The organism is Christiangramia sediminicola (assembly GCF_031344135.1).
GTDB lineage: Bacteria > Bacteroidota > Bacteroidia > Flavobacteriales > Flavobacteriaceae > Christiangramia > Christiangramia sediminicola.
Map to the genome: position 1 here is coordinate 703,868 of NZ_JAVJIU010000001.1, position 18,573 is coordinate 722,440.

The window sequence follows — 18,573 nt, forward strand, 5'->3', positions numbered from 1 at the left end:
TAAACCCTAAAATTTTAACTAACCATCGCGAAAAGTTATAAAAATATTAAAACAATCGATTTTGGTTATAGAAAAGGATGAGCTAATTTCACCAATCAATTAATCAAATAAAATTTATTTTATGTCCGAAAAAAAGAGATTAACAACTGCATCGGGCAGACCGTACGTTGAGAATGAAGATTCATTAAGTGTTGGAAGACGCGGACCTTTGTTGCTGGAAGACTATGTGCTGCATGAAAAGATGGCTCACTTCAATAGAGAAAGAATTCCTGAAAGAGTAGTTCATGCGAATGGTTCTGGTGCCTTTGGAACATTTACCGTAACAAACGATATAACTAAATATACGCGCGCTAAGATCTTTTCAGAAGTTGGGAAAAAGACAGATATGCTTGCCAGGTTTTCAACGGTGGGAGGAGAAAAGGGGTCTGCAGATTCAGACCGTGATCCAAGAGGATTTTCTCTGAAATTTTATACCGAAGATGGGAACTGGGATCTGGTAGGTAACAATACGCCGGTTTTCTTTATAAAAGATCCTAAGAAGTTTGGAGATTTTATTCATACTCAAAAAAGGCATCCATTCACAAATATGAAATCTCAGACTATGCGTTGGGATTTTTGGTCTTTGAATCCTGAGTCTCTACACCAGGTTTTAATTTTGATGAGTGACAGGGGTACTCCATATGGATATAGACATATGAATGGTTATGGATCTCATACTTTTTCGATGATCAATTCTAAGGATGAACGTTTCTACGTAAAATTCCATTTTAAGACAGATCAGGGAATTAAGAATTTTACAGATGAGGAAGCTACTGAAATGGCCGGTAAAAATCCAGATATTTCGCAGCAGGATCTTTTAGAGCATATTGAAAATGGGGAATTTCCTAGCTGGACTTTAAAGATCCAGGTGATGCCTCAGGAAGAAGCTAAGAATTATAAGTGGAATCCTTTTGATCTAACTAAAGTTTGGCCGCATGGGGATTACCCATTGATCGAAGTTGGTAAGATGGAATTGAACAAGAATGCTGATAACTATTTCGCTCAAATAGAGCAGTCAGCTTTTGCGCCTGCGCATATTGTAGATGGTATCGGATATTCTCCAGATAAAATGCTACAGGGTCGACTGCTTTCTTACCCTGATGCTCACAGATACAGGTTAGGTGCCAATTACGAACAGATACCGGTTAACCGTTGCCCATATCAGGTAAATAACTACCAGAGGGATGGTTCTATGAGAGTTGATGGGAATCATGGCCGTTCAGAAAATTATTTCCCTAATAGCTTCGATGATATAAGTGTTGAGGAAGAATATAAGTTGAAGGCGCCGCAGATAAATGATGACGAGGCTGCATGGTATGATAGAAATGATCCTGCATCTGGCGATGATGATCATTTTACTCAGCCGGGAAACCTTTATAGAATAATGACGCCGGAGGCAAAAAGCAATTTGGTGAGTAATACAGTAGGATCCATGAGCCAGATTGATGGTCCTAAGAAAGATGAAATTATCAAACGTCAGCTTGGACATTGGTCTAAGGCAGACGAGGAACTTGGTAAAAGGATTGCAGATGGTTTGGGTGTAGATACCTGGAATTATTAAAATTCATTTACCAGTAGAAAAGCCACTTCCCTCAAGGTGGCTTTTTTTCTTTTCTCTTAGATTTTAAAATCTCTTTTTCATTGCGATTTTCGTAAATTGCAGGTCCAAAATTCAGACTCTATTAAAAATGGAACAACAAACTCCCTATAAACCTAAAAATAAAATAAGAATTGTAACTGCCGCTTCACTTTTTGATGGGCATGATGCAGCGATAAATATCATGCGCCGAATCATCCAGGCAACTGGTGTGGAGGTAATTCATTTAGGCCATGATAGAAGCGTGGAAGAAGTGGTGAATTGCGCGATTCAGGAAGATGCGCAGGCTATTGCTATGACCTCATACCAGGGTGGACATACAGAATATTTTAAATATATGTATGACCTTCTAAATGAAAAAGGTGCCGGCCATATTAAGATTTTTGGAGGTGGAGGAGGAGTGATCCTTCCAGAAGAGATCAAGGAATTGATGGATTATGGGATAGACAGGATATATTCGCCAGATGATGGTAGAGAAATGGGACTTCAGGGGATGATCAATGATATGATCAAACAGGTTGATAACGAGGTTCCAGATCTTGAGAACTCAGATAAGGTAGAGGAGAATCTTAAGAATAAAGACGTAAATACTATTTCAAGGCTTATCTCACTTGCCGAAAACAGGCATGATGAGTTCAAAAAATATTTTAATAAAGATTCATATAAAGAAAATGGAGCACCTGTTTTGGGAATAACAGGGACCGGTGGTTCTGGTAAATCAAGTTTGGTAGACGAACTGGTACGCAGATTCTTAATGGATTTCCCGGAAAAACATATCGGGATTATTTCTGTAGATCCGTCTAAAAAGAAAACAGGTGGAGCTTTACTCGGAGATAGAATTAGAATGAATTCTATTAATCATGAACGTGTGTACATGCGTTCATTGGCAACAAGACAGGCAAATCTTGCTCTGTCTAAATATGTTGCTGAAGCTGTAGATGTATTAAAGGCTTCAGAGTATGATCTTATAATTCTTGAAACTTCAGGAATTGGTCAGAGTGATACAGAAATTTTAGATCATTCAGATGTTTCTTTATATGTAATGACGCCTGAATTTGGTGCTGCAACTCAGCTGGAAAAAATTGATATGCTGGATTTCGCAGATTTTGTGGCGATCAATAAATTCGATAAACGAGGAGCCCAGGATGCGCTTAGAGATGTAAAAAAACAATACCAGCGTAATCACCAGTTATGGCACTCAGATGCTGAAACGCTTCCTGTTTTTGGAACGATCGCTTCTCAGTTCAATGATCCGGGAATGAATACGCTTTATAAAAGTATTATGGATGAGGTTGAAGAAAAGACCAAGTCCGGACTTTCCTCAACTTTTGAAATTTCGAAAGAAATGAGTGAAAAGATCTTTGTGATCCCTCCAAAGCGTACGCGTTACCTTTCAGAAATTGCTGAAAATAATAGGAGTTATGATGAAAAGGCGAATGCTCAGGTTGAAGTTGCGCAAAGACTCTACGGAATCTTTAAAACTATTGAGACCGTAGCTGGAATTAAAACTGAATTTGGTCAGGATCAGCACAATTATTTAGACAAGAACGGAATAGATCAGGATGGAATTTATGAAGTAGCTGAAGATTCACAGTCAGACTTTTTAAAGCTGCTATTTGCTGAATTCGATAAGACCAAAATGGATCTGGATCCTTATAACTGGGAAATGATCCTGGCGTGGAATGATAAGGTAACCAAGTACAAGGAGCCGGTTTATAGTTTTAAAGTTCGGGACAAGGAAATTAAAATTGATACACATACCGAGTCACTTTCTCATACACAAATTCCAAAGGTAGCACTACCTAAATATAAGGCCTGGGGTGATATCCTTTTATGGTGTCTTCAGGAGAATGTACCGGGAGAATTCCCATATACTGCAGGGTTGTATCCTTTTAAAAGAACAGGTGAAGATCCTACAAGAATGTTCGCGGGTGAAGGTGGACCGGAAAGAACTAATAGAAGGTTTCATTATGTAAGCGCAGGTCTTCCTGCAAAACGTCTTTCCACGGCATTCGATTCGGTTACACTATATGGTAACGACCCAGACCATCGGCCTGATATCTATGGTAAGATCGGTAATTCAGGAGTATCTATTTGCTGTCTGGATGATGCGAAGAAATTGTATTCAGGGTTCGACCTTGCAGATGCGATGACTTCTGTTTCGATGACGATCAATGGTCCGGCTCCTATGTTGCTGGGATTCTTCATGAATGCCGCCATCGATCAGAATTGTGAAAAATATATCAAGGAAAATGGCCTGGAAGATAAGGTTGAGGCCAAGCTTAAGGAACTTTATGATGATAATGATATAGATCGACCATCTTATAAAGGTGACCTTCCGGAAGGAAATAATGGTCTTGGTTTAATGTTATTAGGTTTAACCGGAGATCAGATCCTGCCAAAGGATGTTTATGAAAAAATAAAAGCGGAAACGATCAGCGTAGTTCGAGGAACAGTGCAAGCTGATATTTTAAAAGAAGATCAGGCACAAAACACCTGTATTTTCTCTACTGAATTCGCTCTAAGATTGATGGGTGATGTTCAGGAATACTTTATAGAAGAGAAGGTCAGGAATTTTTATTCGGTTTCCATTTCTGGATATCATATAGCTGAAGCAGGAGCAAATCCAATTACGCAGTTAGCGTTTACGCTAGCTAATGGATTCACTTACGTAGAATACTATTTGAGCCGCGGAATGGATATCAATAAGTTTGGACCAAACTTATCATTTTTCTTCTCTAATGGTGTAGATCCGGAATATGCTGTAATTGGTCGTGTTGCCAGAAGGATCTGGTCTAAAGCGCTTAAACATAAATACGGAGCTAATTCCAGAGCTCAAATGCTGAAATATCATATACAGACTTCAGGTAGATCATTACACGCGCAGGAGATCGATTTCAATGATATTAGAACTACGCTTCAGGCATTGTACGCGATCTATGATAACTGTAATTCGCTACATACAAATGCTTATGATGAAGCGATTACTACTCCTACAGAGGCTTCAGTAAGAAGGGCGATGGCGATTCAGCTGATCATAAACAAAGAATTAGGTCTTACGAAAAATGAAAATCCAATCCAGGGATCATTTATAATTGAAGAGCTTACAGATCTTGTTGAAGAAGCTGTGCTAACCGAATTTGACAGGATCACTGAAAGAGGCGGCGTTCTTGGTGCGATGGAAACCATGTATCAGCGTGGTAAGATCCAGGAAGAAAGCCTGTATTACGAAACTTTAAAGCATAATGGCGATTATCCAATTGTAGGTGTAAATACATTCCTGAGTTCAACCGGGTCGCCAACAGTGACACCAGGAGAAGTAATTAGAGCAACTGAAGAAGAAAAAGAGGCTCAGATCAAGACTTTAGATACACTGCATAAAGCAAAAGAATCCAAGGCAGATGAAACTCTGGAGAGAATTCAGAAAGCTGCTGTAAATAATGAGAATTTATTTGAAGAGCTTATGGAAGCCACCAAAGTTTGTTCACTGGGTCAGATCACTCACGCTTTATTTGAAGTAGGAGGCCAGTATAGAAGAAATATGTAATTCTAATTATATAGAACAAAAAACCCGGTTTAATTAAACCGGGTTTTTTTATGAGTAGTACTAGAATTATAAAGTAAGTTTCCAGACACGCTGAAGCTTTCTGAATTTCTGAATTTCTTTTCTTAGAAGATTTACGAACTCTTTCCCGTTACTATTAGTAAACTCAAGTTTCTCACAATTTCTGGATAACCTGTCGGTTAAAGTTCCGATCGCATTGACATACTGAGTTCTTGCTTCTTGAAAAAACTCATTCTCTGCCTTAATGATATTAGGTATCAAAGAATTAGAATGTCTTACAATGTCTCCAGTAAAATAGACATATTTATCTTCATTCCCATTTTCATTTAAAACAGCAAGATCTGGAACCAGGTAATCTGAAATATATTTAGACATATGCATGATCTCACGAGCCTTTAAATATAAGGCTTGACGCGGGCTTTCAGAGCTTCTGGAAAAGTAAGACATTTTATAGCAATTTTCATCTAAATTACTATTCAGAATGCATACTTGTCTTTAAAATAATTAGTTAATATGATAATTATATTTAAATTTAAAAGAAATTACATATAATAACTTTAAATGAATCTGGATAAATTAAACTGGGCCATATTGGAGGAATTACAGAAAAATGCAAGGGCGTCTTTTTCTGAAATTGGTAGAAAAGTAGGGTTGACCTCACCTGCAGTTGCTGAACGAGTTAAAAAAATGGAAGACTCGGGAGTGATAAGCTCCTATAAAGTGAACCTTTCACATCAGAAAACAGGATATCAATTAAGAGCGGTGATTACCTTAAGAGCATTTACGGGAAGACTTAAGGCATTTTTGGAAACCGTCAAAACTTTCAAGGAAGTAGTAAATTGTTATCGTATCACCGGAAACGAAAATATAATTATGGAGGTCATACTTCATGATCAGGTTCATCTCGAAAAACTAATAGACAGATTGATCACTTACGGAGAAACCAGAACCCATATCATTCTTTCTAATGTCGTAGAAGATGCTCCTATCAAGCAACGTGTTGGTAATTTCTAACCAGTCCTGGTTTCTTTCTTAAAATTTACTGAAGCAGTTCAAATTTCATTCTAAGAACAATTGTTAAAACTGGTGGTTTTAAATCTAATTTTTAACAATTGGACATGGCGGAATTTTTTTTTAGTTAAAATGAATCTAATTGTAATTTTCTTAGGAATAATACGTCTAATCTGTACTTAAATTTGTTGAAAAGAAAGCAAGAACAAGTTATGAAAAGCAAAGCATTATTATTTTTAGTACTCGCATTGATTACAGGAGTTGTAGGATTTACCGGATTAGCATTTGATGGTATTGAAGTTATACGAGTAATGTTCCTGATCTTTGCAGATTTACTGGTTATCTCATTATTAGCTAAACTGTTTTTTCCAGAAAAGCCAAAGCTGAAATATCAGCCTGTAAATAAATAAAATTATCGAAAAGACTTATGAAAAGCCTGTTGTTTCTGCAACAGGCTTTTTTTATGGAATAGTTAATGATGCAATTCCTATATTTAAGGATATAATCTAAATTATGAAAAGACTGCTATTAACAGTTCTAACTGTTTTCACTTTATCTAGCATTTTTGCACAGGAGTATCGAATTATAAAAGGAGGGGTAACCGATTCACTTCCCATTCCATATGCCGGAGACGACACTTATGCGCTTTATGTTCCTACAGATTATACAACTGAAAAGGAATGGCCCGTTATTTTTGTATTTGATACCAAAGGTAGAGGTGCTAACACGGCAAACTTGTTTCGAACTGCGGCAGAAAATCAGAAATATATTGTGGCCTCTTCAAATTTTAACCTTAAGTCAAAACCTATAGATAGTATCATTAATACGGCTACAGCTATGATGAATAGCGTTCTAAGTTCATTTCCGATTAAATCAGAACTTGTTTATACTGCTGGTATGGGTGAAGGTGCTCAGGTTGGTTCAGCCTTGCCGCTAATCTACAAGAAGATGGCTGGAGTGATGGCTGTTGGGAATTCATTTGTGAATCAAGATTACCTGGATAAGAATAATCCATACATGTTCGTAGGTATTGCAGGTGATAAAGATTATATGGTTTATCAAATGGAAAGCTATACTAAGTTTTATGAGGATCTGGATTTCACCTCTGACATCTATTATTTTGATGGAATGGAAAATGAATGGCCGAGTCCTGCAGTAATATCGAATGCAATGACAGGCTTTACGCTGGAAGCGATAAAGAATGGACTAAGACCAAAAGATGAAGGTTTTATTCAGAAGTTATATGATGATGAGATCAATTTTGTAGAAAGTTTAAGGAGAACCAGGAAATATTTTGATGCCTTTGAAAAGCTGGAGCGAATGGAGGAGAAATATAAAGATTTTGGATATGAGGAGGATATTGAAGATAAATTAAAATCTCTCAAAAAAACTGATGGATTTCGTCAACAGCGCAGAGAATTTCGTCAGGCGGTTGACTTTGAAAAAATGCAGCAGGAAGAATACGAATATTTGCTTGCCAATGATATCATGACCGTCAATTTTCAGAATATTGGCTGGTGGGCTTATCAGGTAGATGAGCTTGAAAAATTGAAAGACGGGTCGAGTGAGGCTAAGACAAATATGGCTTTTAGATTGTTGGGTTACCTTGATTTTGTAACGAAAAGGGAATTTGATGCTATTCAAAAATCTACGGCTCCAATAGAAAATAAGATATTCATTAGTGTTCTTAGAACTGCCATCAACAAGAATGATCCTGAGGCCTATCTTAAAATAATTTCCCTCGCTGGAAGTGATGGAGATTACGAGACGGCATTATTATACCTGGAAGATCTTTTAAAAACAGGTTATTCTGATATGGAATCTTTATATGACATAGAAGGAGCTCTGGATTTGAGGTTTTCTTCAGAATATAATGAGATCATCAAAAAATACCTTGGTGAATCTAAATTCTACAGCGAGAACGAATCGAAGAAAGAGGAGAATTAGAAAGCTTCTTTTTTTAATAATCCTTTAAGGATCAATAACAATGTACAACTAACGATTGATAAGGCTAACATGGTATTCCAGGTAAATTCAAAACCGAAATTATCAATAAGTTGCATTCCGCTATTGTGCCCAAATATATGGCTTACTGAAAATGCAATACTGTAAAGAGCCATATACGAGCCTCTCTTTTTGCCATCAGATCTGGTAAGTGCAAAACTGTTTGAAAATGGAAAAGCGATCATTTCTCCAATAGTTACCAATAACATACCTACTACCAGGATTCCCACCCAACTGGTAAGATTAATTACAAGAAAGCTTAGACCGGTTAATATAGTTCCAAGAATAACATAGCTTATCACGGAATGGCTCCTGTTCTCCATGAACTTGATCAAAGGCATTTCAAAAAGGAAAATTGTTAGGCCGTTAAGTCCTAATAACAAGCCTATTTCGAGTTCGCTGAGGTGATGCTGATCTGCATAAAAAAGTGGAATTGTAGAGAAATATTGCAGGAATATAAACCCGAAGATCATCATAGCCAAGATGAAAATGAGGTATAATTTATCGCTCATGGCTGATTTTGCCTGGAGAACAATATCTTCTTTCTCCTCTTTCGCCCGTTTTGGATGTAACAATTTCAATAGAAGTATTCCTGCTGCGAGACAGGTCAAACCATCTACCCAGAATAATCCGCTATAACCAGCGGTTGCTATAATTAATCCGCCAATTGCAGGTCCTGCTGAAAATCCAAGATTAATCGCCAACCTAATTAAAGTCACAGATCTGGTTCTGTTTTCAGGTTTACTATATGCGCTAATCGAAACAAATACTGCCGGTCTAAAAATATCTGCCACGGTCATTACCAGGTAAATTCCGATGCAAATAGACCAGAAGGTAGAAGGAAATTGAAGTAATACAAATAATACAGAAGATAAAATGAGGCTTAAGGCCATGGTTCTATAATGGCCAATTTTATCTGTAAGTTTACCTCCAAGCCATGAGCCTGTTACGGAGCCTAAACCGAAAAATGTTAGTATCCAGCCAACCTCTTCAAGACTGAAACCTTTGCTTTTAGTAAGGTAAAGTGATAGGAATGGGATCACCATCGTCCCGGCGCGGTTAATCAGGGTGATCAGCGATAAAAGCCAGATTTCCTTTCTTAGCCCTCCAAAAGAATCAAAATACGATCTGAATAATTTTTGCATGCCCGGTAATATGCTTCAAAATTAAATTAAATTTTCGCTGTATTAATTATTAATTTAGATTGCTTTAAAATTCCATTCATGTTTAAAACTACTTATTTAGCTTTCAGTATTTTAATAATTTTGGGCTTAGACCTGGTTCACGCTCAGGAGGCCAAGCTGATTGAAAGTGCTGGAGAATTTCAGAAGGAATTGGATCTTGAATATGCAAATTCTGAAGAATCTCCTCTGGAACCTAAAGATCTTAAAGAATTTAAAGGACTCGATTTTTTTGAAATTGATCCTGAGTACATTGTAAAAGCTGAATTTGTAAGAACTCCATCAGAATCTCCATTTACGATGAAGACGAGTACAGATAGAGAGCCTGTATATGTAAAATATGGCGAACTTTATTTTAGTCTGAAAGGGAAGGAATTGAAATTGAATTTATATCAGAACCAGGAATTAACCCAGGATCCAGAATATTTCGATTACCTGTTTTTACCCTTTACTGATCTGACTAATGGTGAGAGTACGTATGGAGGAGGTAGATATATAGATTTCAGAATTCCAGATTCAAAAGAAGTGATCCTGGATTTCAATAAAGCTTATAATCCTTATTGTGCCTACAGCGGCAGGTATTCCTGTCCCATTCCGCCCAAAGAGAACGATCTGGAAATAGAAATACTTGCCGGCGTGAAGGCTTTTAAAGGTCATTGATTAAAAGGCATAGATCGCTGCCAGAACGAATGAGGAAAGATTGTCGGTTGCTTGGAGATCCTGATCCAAAAATACTTCTTCAGAAATACTATCCAGTCTTAGTTCAGGTTTTATGATCAATCCACCAACGGTGTAACTTCCGGTTAATGTAAAATCAAGTGATCTTATATCTGCGCCATATACCGGACCGCCATCTTCCAACTCCTTAAAATATTCGGCTCTAAGCCCTAAACCGAAACTATCTGAAAGTGCCAGCTGAGGATATAATGCTGCTCCATAAAACCCAACACCATCAGTATCCTGGTAAGTTCCGTTGAAGCCTAGATAGAAGGTTTCTGTAAGATCCCATCCTGTTGTTAAATCAATTTGAAAAAGAGCTTCATCGGAAAGTGATTGTTCACCATAAATAAGATTAAGGTAAGCACTTCCTGAAGCATTTGAATATCCAAGTTGCGCGCCAAAGGAATATTTGCCTATAGGATTGAATTCTGTATAATCTGTAGGATTCATCACGGCCAACATTCCGGTCCAGTTATCATCAAAACTAAAGTCAGCTTTCAATCCGGTGTGTGAAAAAGGCCCGTAGGAAAACATATAGGAAGTGGAATAGTTGAAATTGGCAACCGGTGAGATCACTTCATAACCTAAAAAGGTATTCCAGTTACCTAAGGTGAATTTCAATGCATCGTTCACCTTATAATAAGCGTAAAGCTGGTTGACAATATTAGTAGACGGAGCCGATAAGAAAACTGCATCTTCCCCTCGAGGTCCAAATACAAGATCGGCTACAAACCCAACTTTATCTCCTTCGTAGCCCAGGATAACATTAGCCATACCAATAGCAAATCCTGGGTCGTTTGCAAAGGAAGTAGCCGGAGCTGCAGGTGTGAGTTCAGCTTCATCACCGCCCACGATTTCCTGAGATTTATTTAATCCGTTGAAATTCGTCCTGAAATAGGCATCTACACTTCCGTTTATGGTGAATTTTGTGGTTTCTTCCTCTTCCTGTGCTAATAACGAAGAAGTTGTGAATGCTACAGGCAGTAAAAAGAGAAATTTTACTAATTTTGAAGTCGTAATTACTTTCATAATAAAAAGGATTGATAATTTGATTAACTAATAGTTTAGCGACTCGGTTGATCTGATATTGATCATGAATTTGAAGTGATTATTCTATAGGAGCGTTTGGAGGAACGCTCCTTTTTAGTTTAACCAACATTCATTTTATTGTTGTTTCAGGCCGAAATCAGGATAAGCATCCATTCCGTGTTCATGAATATCCAGGCCTTCGGTTTCTTCTTTGGCCGATACCCTTATTCCAATTGTAACTTTCATAACATAGAATATGAGAAAAGATCCAACAATACAGATGGCTGCATAACATGCAACACCAACAAGCTGTGTTATAAATTGATCGAACCCTGCAAGATTTCCGAAGATACCTACAGCAAGAGTTCCCCATATTCCGCAGATTAAATGAACTGCCACGGCACCTACTGGATCATCCAGTCTAATTCTGTCAATCAAGGCAACTCCCAGAACGATTATTACCCCGGCGATAGCTCCTATCAAAATAGCATCGGTTGGCGACATTTGGTCTGCTCCGGCAGTAATACCTACAAGTCCACCAAGAATTCCATTCAGAAACATAGTGATATCATAATTCTTATAAAGAATAGTGGAGAAGATGAATGATGCCACTCCACCGGCTGCAGCAGCAAGACATGTAGTTACAAGAGTTAATGAAGTTAATTCTGGATCTGCAGATAATACAGAACCTCCGTTAAACCCGAACCAACCTAACCAAAGGATAATGACCCCGGCGGTGGCAAAAGGCATATTATGCCCTGGGAATGCTCCAATCTTTCCATCTTTGAATTTGCCAATTCTTGCACCTAGGAGCCAGATAGCGACAAGCGCTGCCCATCCACCAACAGAGTGAACAAGGGTAGATCCTGCAAAGTCATAGAATCCCATTTCATCAAGAAATCCGCCGCCCCATTTCCAGGAACCTGCAATAGGATAAATGATTCCAACATAGAGCACCACGAATATCATGAAACTGTTCAGCTTAATTCTTTCAGCAACAGCTCCTGAAACGATGGTTGCTGCGGTTGCGGCAAACATTCCCTGGAATAGGAAATCTGTCCAGTAAGTATAGCCTTCATTGTAAGCGAGATCTAAGCTTCCGTCTGCAAGCGGACTACTTAATCCGAAGCCGGCAAAGCCGATAAATCCATTAAATTCTCCCGGGTACATTAAATTGAATCCAAGTAGGCAATACAGTAAGAGACCCATGGTAATGATGAAGATATTCTTGAATAAAATATTGATGGTATTCTTTTGTCTGGTTAAACCTATTTCTAATAATGCGAAACCGAGGTGCATGAAAAACACCAGCCCTGTACAGATCATCATCCATACGTTATTTATAGTTAATAGTCCTTCCATAATTTCTTAATCGTTAATTTGCTTTAGTAATTTATTTTAAGGATTCTCCGCCTTTTTCCTTGGTTCTAATACGGTAGGCTTCATCTATCGATGAAACAAATATTTTCCCATCACCAACTTTACCTGTGTATGCTGATTTTAGGAGCGTTTCTACTGTTTTTTCGAGGAATGAATCGGTTACTACTATGGAGAGATACCTCCTTTGGATATCTGCAGTGCTGTAGCTAACACCTCTATAAACGTGACCAACCTTTTCATTACCTACACCGGTAACGTCCCAGTAACTAAAAAAAGTAACCCCAATGGCGTGAAGGGCTTCTTTGGTTTCATCGAACTCAGATTTTCGAATGATTGCTTCAATTTTTTTCATAATTAATTATTAAGAATTGGTTAAATGTATAAAAATAGATGAGCATACCCCTAAAAAATTAGGGGTTAGACCTCATTTTTATCATATATAAAATAAATACCCCTAAAAAATTAGGGGTATTTATTTAAAATGATATTTTTTAAGAATTTAGTATTGTAATATGCTAACTATAAGAGTTTTGAGATTATTACCCCGGCAAGTACGGCCAGAATACCTAGAATAATACTTCCGAAGAAGTAAATAGAGAAACTTAGATAGTCTCCAGATTTAATTAGCGAGTAGTTTTCAAATGAAAAGGTAGAGAAGGTCGTAAAACCGCCGCAAAATCCAACACCTATCATCAAGTTGATAGGGCTGTTTAAAGTATTCGATTTTAGTGCCCATCCCAGTATGATACCAAGGATAAGACTTCCAACAATATTTACCAGAAAGGTACCGTAAGGTATTAGAGAAGAAGCGTTCAGATATTTACTAATTATAAACCTGAAACTGCTTCCAAGGCCACCGCCAATAAATACCAACAGAAGATTCTTAATCATCAGTTTCTGAAATTTGCTTGATCAACGGGATATAGATATTCGTAACCCATTCTGCAGGATTGGCGTTGTCTTTTGGGCCGGTAACATATACTTCAAAGGCTTTGGCGTCTTCATCTGCCTGCAATCCATTCTTCTGAATATAAGCATAAGAAGAATCCCATGCCTCTTTTAGGTTTTCGTAATCTCCTTTAAGTGTAGTCTTTAATGTGCGCTGATTAGGCATAAAACCGGTTAGTACAGAACTTTCAGATGTCGTGATCACTTCGCTAGGTGTGAAATAAGCTGCAGAATAGATGGCTGTGCCCTGAGCTTCATTCCATTCATTATAAATTACAAATGGCTTACCAACCTGCTCAATATTATTAGTGGACATGAAATTACCGACTTCACTGATCATTTTTTCCATTCTATCGCTAACCTGCCTGATCTTACTAGCGGTTGTGATATACATATAATATCCGCCTCCATGATTGGTTATTCCATCAATATTGATAGTATAACTATCCATTTTTACTTTAAGTTCTTCCTGAAGATTATTCAATCCTTTCTCGAACATTGGTTGCATCATTTCCGAAAGACTTTCTTCCTGAAAAATAAAAGCAGCCTTTTCCATGAAACTTTGTTCTCCAATCATGCCCCAGGTAACCAAAGTGCTGTCCCCTTGAGGTTCAAATTCCCAGTAAACATCACTGGTAGATTCACCGAATGGAGTTTTAAAAGTGATCTTTTGTTCCAGCGTACTATGTGGGTTAGATTTTATGGTTGTCATCTCTCCATCTCCCATTTCTTCACTTTGCCATGAATAAGATGCACCCTCACCGCTGGTTTTTTTACCATACTCTACGATCATGTCTTCTGCTTCCTGAGACCATGGCTCCCAATATGCCCATGTTGTATAATCATTAACCTCCTTAAAAACAACCTCCTGAGGTGCTTCCATCATTAATTTTTGCTCCACCTGAAATTTACCGTCTTTGGTGGCAATATAGATCGAAGCTCCAATGATAAAAATAAGTGTTAGAAATAAGAGGTATTTAAAAATTTTCATGTCTGGTTGTGATTAGGTGATGCTAATATAAATAATTTCAGAAATCAGAAGTAGATCAAAGCCTATGGAACTAATGATTAAGCTGGGTTTTGATAAAAAATAGCAACAGGATGAAAACTATGAAACCAATAAGAACATAAAAACTTCCTTTATAATATTTCTTGTGGAGACGTGTATCTTTTCTGTAGCTGAAAATGATAACAGCTATAAATGAAACAACAAAGAAGCCTGCAAATATTAATTGTCCGGTAGAAAACATTTTGGTTATTTTTATGCAAAGTTAACTTTTTAAAGCTTGAATCAATATGAAGAAAAGAATTGCCGCCGTAAAAGAATTTCACTCTGCTTTTGGACTAGGAATAGAGGAGAAGCCTATCGCCGATTTAGGAAATGCAAAAAACCTTTTAAGGTTTAACCTGATGAAAGAGGAAAACGAAGAATACCTTGAAGCGGCAAATAATGATGACTTAACTGAAGTCGCAGATGCATTGGGAGATATGCTTTATATTCTTTGCGGGACCATTATTGAACATGGGATGCAACATAAAATAGAAGAAGTTTTTGATGAGATTCAATCCAGCAATATGAGTAAACTTGGTGCTGATGGAAAACCTATTTATCGGGAAGACGGGAAAGTTTTAAAAGGCCCGAATTATTTCAAACCTAATATCGGGAAGATCCTTGATAAATAGGAAAGTTCATAAAACGAAAAATCCCGGCTATTACCGGGATTTTTGAATTTATATATTGAAGCTTATTTTACTTCATGTCTCCAACCGAACTTGTCTTCAGCTTCGTTGTACTGTATCTTCATCAATTTGTCTTTGAAGAATTTCGCGTAAGAATCTTCAATTTTAGGTAGTTCAAATTTCTGGTCTTTATATCCAAAACCAACGATAGGGTTAATCACCGTTGCAGTTCCAGATCCAAACATTTCTTTTAACTCTCCTTTTTCAGCGGCCTCCAGAATTTCTTTTACGCTTACTCTTCTTACTTCGGTTTCAATATTGAATTCTTCAGCTAATGTTAGAACACTTTTTCTGGTAACTCCATCAAGGATTCTATCATTGGTAGGAGCGGTCAACAATTTATCTCCAATTCTGAAGAAAATATTCATCGTACCCGCTTCTTCAAGATAATCATGAGTATTAGCATCTGTCCAGATAATTTGCTGGAAACCTTCTTCCTTGGCAAGGTTAGTTGGGTAAAATTGCGCTCCGTAATTTCCGGCTGCTTTTGCAAAACCAACTCCACCATCTGCAGCTCTACTGAATTTTTCAGAGAACTTAACTCTAACTTCTCCGCTATAATATGCCTGAGCTGGAGAGCAAATGATCATAAATTTATATTCTTTCGCTGGTGAGGCTGAAACTCCTGCTTCAGTTGCGATTACAAATGGTCTCAAATAAAGGCTGTTTCCAAATCCTTTTTTGATCCAGTCTTTGTCGATCTTCAGTAATTCTTCTAATGCCTCGAAAAAATACTCCTTCGGAAATTCTGGAATAGCAAGACGTTTACTTGACCTGTTTATTCTTTCGAAGTTTTGATCAGGTCTAAAAAGCCAGATCTTATCATTATCATCTTTATAAGCCTTCATTCCTTCGAAAACTGCCTGTCCGTAATGGAAAACTCTGGCAGAAGGTTCAAGAGTAAGAGGTCCGTATGGCTTTATTTTAGGTGTTTGCCATTCGCCATTCTTATAATCGCACTCCATCATATGATCTGAAAAGACCTGCCCGAAAACCAGATTGTCAAAATTAGTTTCATTTATTTTAGAATGGGGAGCTCTCTCTATATCTATCATTGATGTTGTATTTTTCATATTTACGTGATAAGTCTACAAATTTACCTAATTAAAAGCAGAATCAAAATCTAAACTTTTGGTAAATTTGAAGCTGAACGTCTTCTAAAACGTGTAATCATGAGAAAAAGCATCCTTATAGTATTTTTATTTGCAGGTTTGATTTCCTGTAAGAATAATGAATCTGATAGATCTGGTGAAATTGTTGAAGTGCAGGAAATTCAGGAGACCTATAAAAGTTTTGGTGAAAAGATCACTTCCGAAAACAGCTTAACCGCTGCACAAATGGAAATGAAGTTCAACGAGCTTCAGCCTGGTGACACGCTTAAGGCTAAATTTACTACTACGGTGAATAGTGTTTGTAAAATGAAAGGATGCTGGATGACGCTGGAGCTACCGAACAGTGAAGAAGATCCAATGGTGAAATTTAAAGATTACGGTTTTTTTATGCCAAAAGATATTGAAGGAAAAGAAGTGATCGTGGAAGGACTGGCTTTTATCGAAGAAACTTCTGTAGAAGATCAGAAGCATTTTGCAAAAGATGGTGGTAAAAGTGAAGAAGAGATCAGTATGATCACAGAGCCGAAAAAATCTCCGGGCTTCCTGGCTCATGGAGTTCTGTTAAAAGAATAATTTGGAGCGAAAGATCATAAAGACAGACGATGGTTCGGTTACTATTCATTTGCCTGAATGGAACGAACAGTACCATTCCAAGCACGGAGCAATCCAGGAAGCGCGGCATGTATTTCTGAAAATGGGTCTGCATTATTTCGTGGAAAATTATGATGCCAAAGAAATTTCGATACTGGAAATTGGTTTTGGTACAGGTCTTAATGCTTTTTTAACGGCATTAGAATCGAAACAATTCGGTCTGAATATCAAATATACCGGTGTTGAAGCTTATCCAGTGCCTTCAGAAGAAGTTCAGCATTTAAACTACCCGGAAGCTGCTCAGGCTGAAGATAAAAGAGATCTGTTTCAGAAGATGCATGATATAGATTGGGAATACGAATCTGAAATATCAAATAATTTTTCGCTGACTAAACTTCAGAAGAAATTTGATAAGATCGTAGATTCTAATCTTTATGATATTATTTATTTCGATGCCTTTGGAGCAAGAGTTCAACCTGAACTCTGGACGGAGGAAATTTTCAACATAATGTACCGCGCATTAAAAAATAATGCTGTTCTGGTTACTTATGCCGCCAAGGGCAGTGTAAGGAGAGCTATGATTGCTGCAGGTTTTGAAGTTCAAAAGTTACCTGGTCCACCGGGAAAGCGAGAGATGTTAAGAGCTGTTAAAAATTAGCTTTCCGGCAGTTAAACCTCTTATAAAATCAGGTAAGCCCCAATAGTCTTGTGTATCTTAACAGGAAAAAATATGCGGGTATTAATTACAGGAGCAACAGGTTTGATCGGCTCAAAGCTTAGCAGTTTATGTCGGGAAGAAGGAATAAAAGTTAATTACCTCACTACCAGTAAATCTAAAATTGAAAATAAAGAAGATTACCAGGGTTTTTTCTGGGATCCGAAGAATGATGTTATAGAAGCTGGCTGCATCAAAGATGTACATACAATCGTTCATCTTGCCGGTGCAGGTATAGCTGAACCCTGGACAGAGTCGTATAAAAATACGATCATCAAAAGCAGGACAAGAACCGCAGCCCTGCTTCATAAAACCTTAAAAGAAAATTCTAACCAGGTAGAGAATTTTATCTCTGCCAGTGCTATTGGTGTTTATCCAAGTTCACTTGAAAAATTATATTTTGAAGACGAAAGCGAAGTTGCTGATAATTTTGTTGGTGAAGTAGTTCGAAAATGGGAAGCTGCCGCCGATGAGTTTGAAAGTCTAGGTCTGGATGTCGCGAAAATCAGAGTTGGATTGGTTCTGGCAGAAAACGGCGGAATGCTGGAAAAGATCAAAAAGCCGATTTCTTTGAATATGGGAGCCGCTTTAGGTAGCGGTAAGCAATGGCAATCATGGATACATATTGAAGATTTGGCAGGAATATTTTTATATGCTATTAAAAATCATCTTACGGGAATATATAATGCCGTTGCACCAAACCCGGTAACCAATAAAGTCCTTACGAAAGATCTTGCCAAGCAAATGGGAAAATCTGTCTGGTTACCTAACGTACCATCTTTTGCTTTGAAAGCTTTACTGGGCGAAATGTCACAAATAGTGCTGTCAAGTCAGTTAGTCAGCAATAAAAAAATAGAGAGTGCTGGTTATAATTTTAAATATACCAATCTCTCGAGGGCCTTGGGAGATCTTACCTAAAACAAAAAAGGCTGCCAAAACTG

General features: G+C 37.6%; 18 protein-coding genes. 10 read left to right on the forward strand and 8 right to left on the reverse strand.

Going from position 1 to position 18,573, the window contains the following annotated elements; genetic code table 11:
* The first annotated feature begins 121 nt into the window (after positions 1–121).
* Positions 122–1,600 (forward strand): catalase, encoded by a 1,479-nt coding sequence (locus RE431_RS03195; protein ID WP_309560507.1) that lies wholly within the window; start codon positions 122–124, stop codon positions 1,598–1,600.
* Positions 1,601–1,727: 127 nt separating this feature from the next.
* Positions 1,728–5,183, forward strand: a complete 3,456-nt coding sequence (locus tag RE431_RS03200; protein ID WP_309560508.1) for a methylmalonyl-CoA mutase family protein — start codon at positions 1,728–1,730, stop codon at positions 5,181–5,183.
* A 66-nt stretch (positions 5,184–5,249) separates the two neighbouring features.
* Here the strand turns inward: RE431_RS03200 and RE431_RS03205 are convergent, their stop codons facing one another.
* Positions 5,250–5,648 carry a hypothetical protein gene (locus RE431_RS03205; protein WP_309560509.1) on the reverse strand — a complete coding sequence of 133 codons (399 nt, stop codon included), beginning with the start codon at positions 5,646–5,648 and terminating at the stop codon, positions 5,250–5,252.
* A 114-nt stretch (positions 5,649–5,762) separates the two neighbouring features.
* On the opposite strand from RE431_RS03205, the gene RE431_RS03210 reads away from it, so the two are divergent.
* From RE431_RS03210 to RE431_RS03220, 3 genes are all read left to right on the forward strand, one after another.
* The gene (locus tag RE431_RS03210) at positions 5,763–6,215 is read left to right on the forward strand and encodes an Lrp/AsnC family transcriptional regulator (RefSeq protein WP_309560510.1); all 453 of its coding nucleotides are present in this window, start codon (positions 5,763–5,765) and stop codon (positions 6,213–6,215) included.
* Between the two features lie 209 nt (positions 6,216–6,424).
* A complete protein-coding gene (locus RE431_RS03215; protein ID WP_309560511.1) occupies positions 6,425–6,622 on the forward strand; it encodes a DUF1328 domain-containing protein in 198 nt (65 codons plus the stop codon).
* A 103-nt stretch (positions 6,623–6,725) separates the two neighbouring features.
* Positions 6,726–8,159 carry a hypothetical protein gene (locus RE431_RS03220; RefSeq protein ID WP_309560512.1) on the forward strand — a complete coding sequence of 478 codons (1,434 nt, stop codon included), beginning with the start codon at positions 6,726–6,728 and terminating at the stop codon, positions 8,157–8,159.
* On the opposite strand, the gene RE431_RS03225 is transcribed toward RE431_RS03220, so the two are convergent.
* Entirely contained in the window at positions 8,156–9,361 is a 1,206-nt protein-coding gene (locus RE431_RS03225; protein WP_309560513.1) for an MDR family MFS transporter, read from the reverse strand. The two genes, RE431_RS03220 and RE431_RS03225, sit on opposite strands and share 4 nt — an antisense overlap.
* A 78-nt stretch (positions 9,362–9,439) precedes the next feature.
* On the opposite strand from RE431_RS03225, the gene RE431_RS03230 reads away from it, so the two are divergent.
* Positions 9,440–10,057, forward strand: a complete 618-nt coding sequence (locus RE431_RS03230) for a DUF1684 domain-containing protein (protein WP_309560514.1) — start codon at positions 9,440–9,442, stop codon at positions 10,055–10,057.
* Here the strand turns inward: RE431_RS03230 and RE431_RS03235 are convergent, their stop codons facing one another.
* The 5 genes from RE431_RS03235 to RE431_RS03255 all read right to left on the reverse strand — a co-directional run bounded on the left by RE431_RS03235 (position 10,058) and on the right by RE431_RS03255 (position 14,465).
* A complete protein-coding gene (locus tag RE431_RS03235) occupies positions 10,058–11,146 on the reverse strand; it encodes a porin (RefSeq protein WP_309560515.1) in 1,089 nt (362 codons plus the stop codon). It lies immediately after the preceding gene.
* Positions 11,147–11,281: 135 nt separating this feature from the next.
* Positions 11,282–12,508 carry an ammonium transporter gene (locus RE431_RS03240; protein ID WP_309560516.1) on the reverse strand — a complete coding sequence of 409 codons (1,227 nt, stop codon included), beginning with the start codon at positions 12,506–12,508 and terminating at the stop codon, positions 11,282–11,284.
* Between the two features lie 31 nt (positions 12,509–12,539).
* On the reverse strand, positions 12,540–12,878 hold the full coding sequence (locus RE431_RS03245; RefSeq protein WP_309560517.1) for a P-II family nitrogen regulator: 339 nt from the start codon (positions 12,876–12,878) through the stop codon (positions 12,540–12,542).
* A 167-nt stretch (positions 12,879–13,045) separates the two neighbouring features.
* The gene (gene crcB / locus RE431_RS03250; RefSeq protein ID WP_309560632.1) at positions 13,046–13,414 is read right to left on the reverse strand and encodes a fluoride efflux transporter CrcB; all 369 of its coding nucleotides are present in this window, start codon (positions 13,412–13,414) and stop codon (positions 13,046–13,048) included.
* Positions 13,410–14,465 (reverse strand): SRPBCC family protein, encoded by a 1,056-nt coding sequence (locus RE431_RS03255; protein WP_309560518.1) that lies wholly within the window; start codon positions 14,463–14,465, stop codon positions 13,410–13,412. The genes crcB and RE431_RS03255 overlap by 5 nt, the downstream gene beginning before the upstream one ends.
* 305 nt (positions 14,466–14,770) lie before the next feature.
* On the opposite strand from RE431_RS03255, the gene RE431_RS03265 reads away from it, so the two are divergent.
* On the forward strand, positions 14,771–15,157 hold the full coding sequence (locus tag RE431_RS03265; protein WP_309560520.1) for a pyrophosphohydrolase domain-containing protein: 387 nt from the start codon (positions 14,771–14,773) through the stop codon (positions 15,155–15,157).
* 62 nt (positions 15,158–15,219) lie between these two features.
* Here the strand turns inward: RE431_RS03265 and RE431_RS03270 are convergent, their stop codons facing one another.
* Positions 15,220–16,287 carry a branched-chain amino acid aminotransferase gene (locus RE431_RS03270; protein WP_309560521.1) on the reverse strand — a complete coding sequence of 356 codons (1,068 nt, stop codon included), beginning with the start codon at positions 16,285–16,287 and terminating at the stop codon, positions 15,220–15,222.
* Between the two features lie 99 nt (positions 16,288–16,386).
* Between RE431_RS03270 and RE431_RS03275 the strand changes: the two genes are divergently transcribed.
* The 3 genes from RE431_RS03275 (at position 16,387) to RE431_RS03285 (ending at position 18,550) form a co-directional block, all read left to right on the forward strand.
* Positions 16,387–16,899, forward strand: a complete 513-nt coding sequence (locus RE431_RS03275) for a DUF4920 domain-containing protein (protein ID WP_309560522.1) — start codon at positions 16,387–16,389, stop codon at positions 16,897–16,899.
* A gap of 1 nt (position 16,900) precedes the next feature.
* A complete protein-coding gene (gene mnmC2, locus RE431_RS03280) occupies positions 16,901–17,575 on the forward strand; it encodes a tRNA (5-methylaminomethyl-2-thiouridine)(34)-methyltransferase MnmC2 (protein ID WP_309560523.1) in 675 nt (224 codons plus the stop codon).
* Between the two features lie 72 nt (positions 17,576–17,647).
* Entirely contained in the window at positions 17,648–18,550 is a 903-nt protein-coding gene (locus RE431_RS03285; protein ID WP_309560524.1) for a TIGR01777 family oxidoreductase, read from the forward strand.
* Positions 18,551–18,573 lie beyond the last annotated feature (23 nt).

Bases quoted from the DNA above. Each gene is read 5' to 3' on its own strand.
- RE431_RS03215 (WP_309560511.1), top strand. From the start codon at position 6,425: ATGAAAAGCAAAGCATTATTATTTTTAGTACTCGCATTGATTACAGGA.
- RE431_RS03205 (WP_309560509.1), bottom strand. From the start codon at position 5,648: ATGTCTTACTTTTCCAGAAGCTCTGAAAGCCCGCGTCAAGCCTTATAT.
- RE431_RS03285 (WP_309560524.1), top strand. From the start codon at position 17,648: ATGCGGGTATTAATTACAGGAGCAACAGGTTTGATCGGCTCAAAGCTT.
- RE431_RS03210 (WP_309560510.1), top strand. From the start codon at position 5,763: ATGAATCTGGATAAATTAAACTGGGCCATATTGGAGGAATTACAGAAA.
- RE431_RS03270 (WP_309560521.1), bottom strand. From the start codon at position 16,287: ATGAAAAATACAACATCAATGATAGATATAGAGAGAGCTCCCCATTCT.
- RE431_RS03225 (WP_309560513.1), bottom strand. From the start codon at position 9,361: ATGCAAAAATTATTCAGATCGTATTTTGATTCTTTTGGAGGGCTAAGA.
- RE431_RS03255 (WP_309560518.1), bottom strand. From the start codon at position 14,465: ATGAAAATTTTTAAATACCTCTTATTTCTAACACTTATTTTTATCATT.
- RE431_RS03240 (WP_309560516.1), bottom strand. From the start codon at position 12,508: ATGGAAGGACTATTAACTATAAATAACGTATGGATGATGATCTGTACA.
- RE431_RS03245 (WP_309560517.1), bottom strand. From the start codon at position 12,878: ATGAAAAAAATTGAAGCAATCATTCGAAAATCTGAGTTCGATGAAACC.
- RE431_RS03275 (WP_309560522.1), top strand. From the start codon at position 16,387: ATGAGAAAAAGCATCCTTATAGTATTTTTATTTGCAGGTTTGATTTCC.
- RE431_RS03220 (WP_309560512.1), top strand. From the start codon at position 6,726: ATGAAAAGACTGCTATTAACAGTTCTAACTGTTTTCACTTTATCTAGC.
- RE431_RS03195 (WP_309560507.1), top strand. From the start codon at position 122: ATGTCCGAAAAAAAGAGATTAACAACTGCATCGGGCAGACCGTACGTT.
- RE431_RS03230 (WP_309560514.1), top strand. From the start codon at position 9,440: ATGTTTAAAACTACTTATTTAGCTTTCAGTATTTTAATAATTTTGGGC.
- RE431_RS03265 (WP_309560520.1), top strand. From the start codon at position 14,771: ATGAAGAAAAGAATTGCCGCCGTAAAAGAATTTCACTCTGCTTTTGGA.
- RE431_RS03200 (WP_309560508.1), top strand. From the start codon at position 1,728: ATGGAACAACAAACTCCCTATAAACCTAAAAATAAAATAAGAATTGTA.
- RE431_RS03235 (WP_309560515.1), bottom strand. From the start codon at position 11,146: ATGAAAGTAATTACGACTTCAAAATTAGTAAAATTTCTCTTTTTACTG.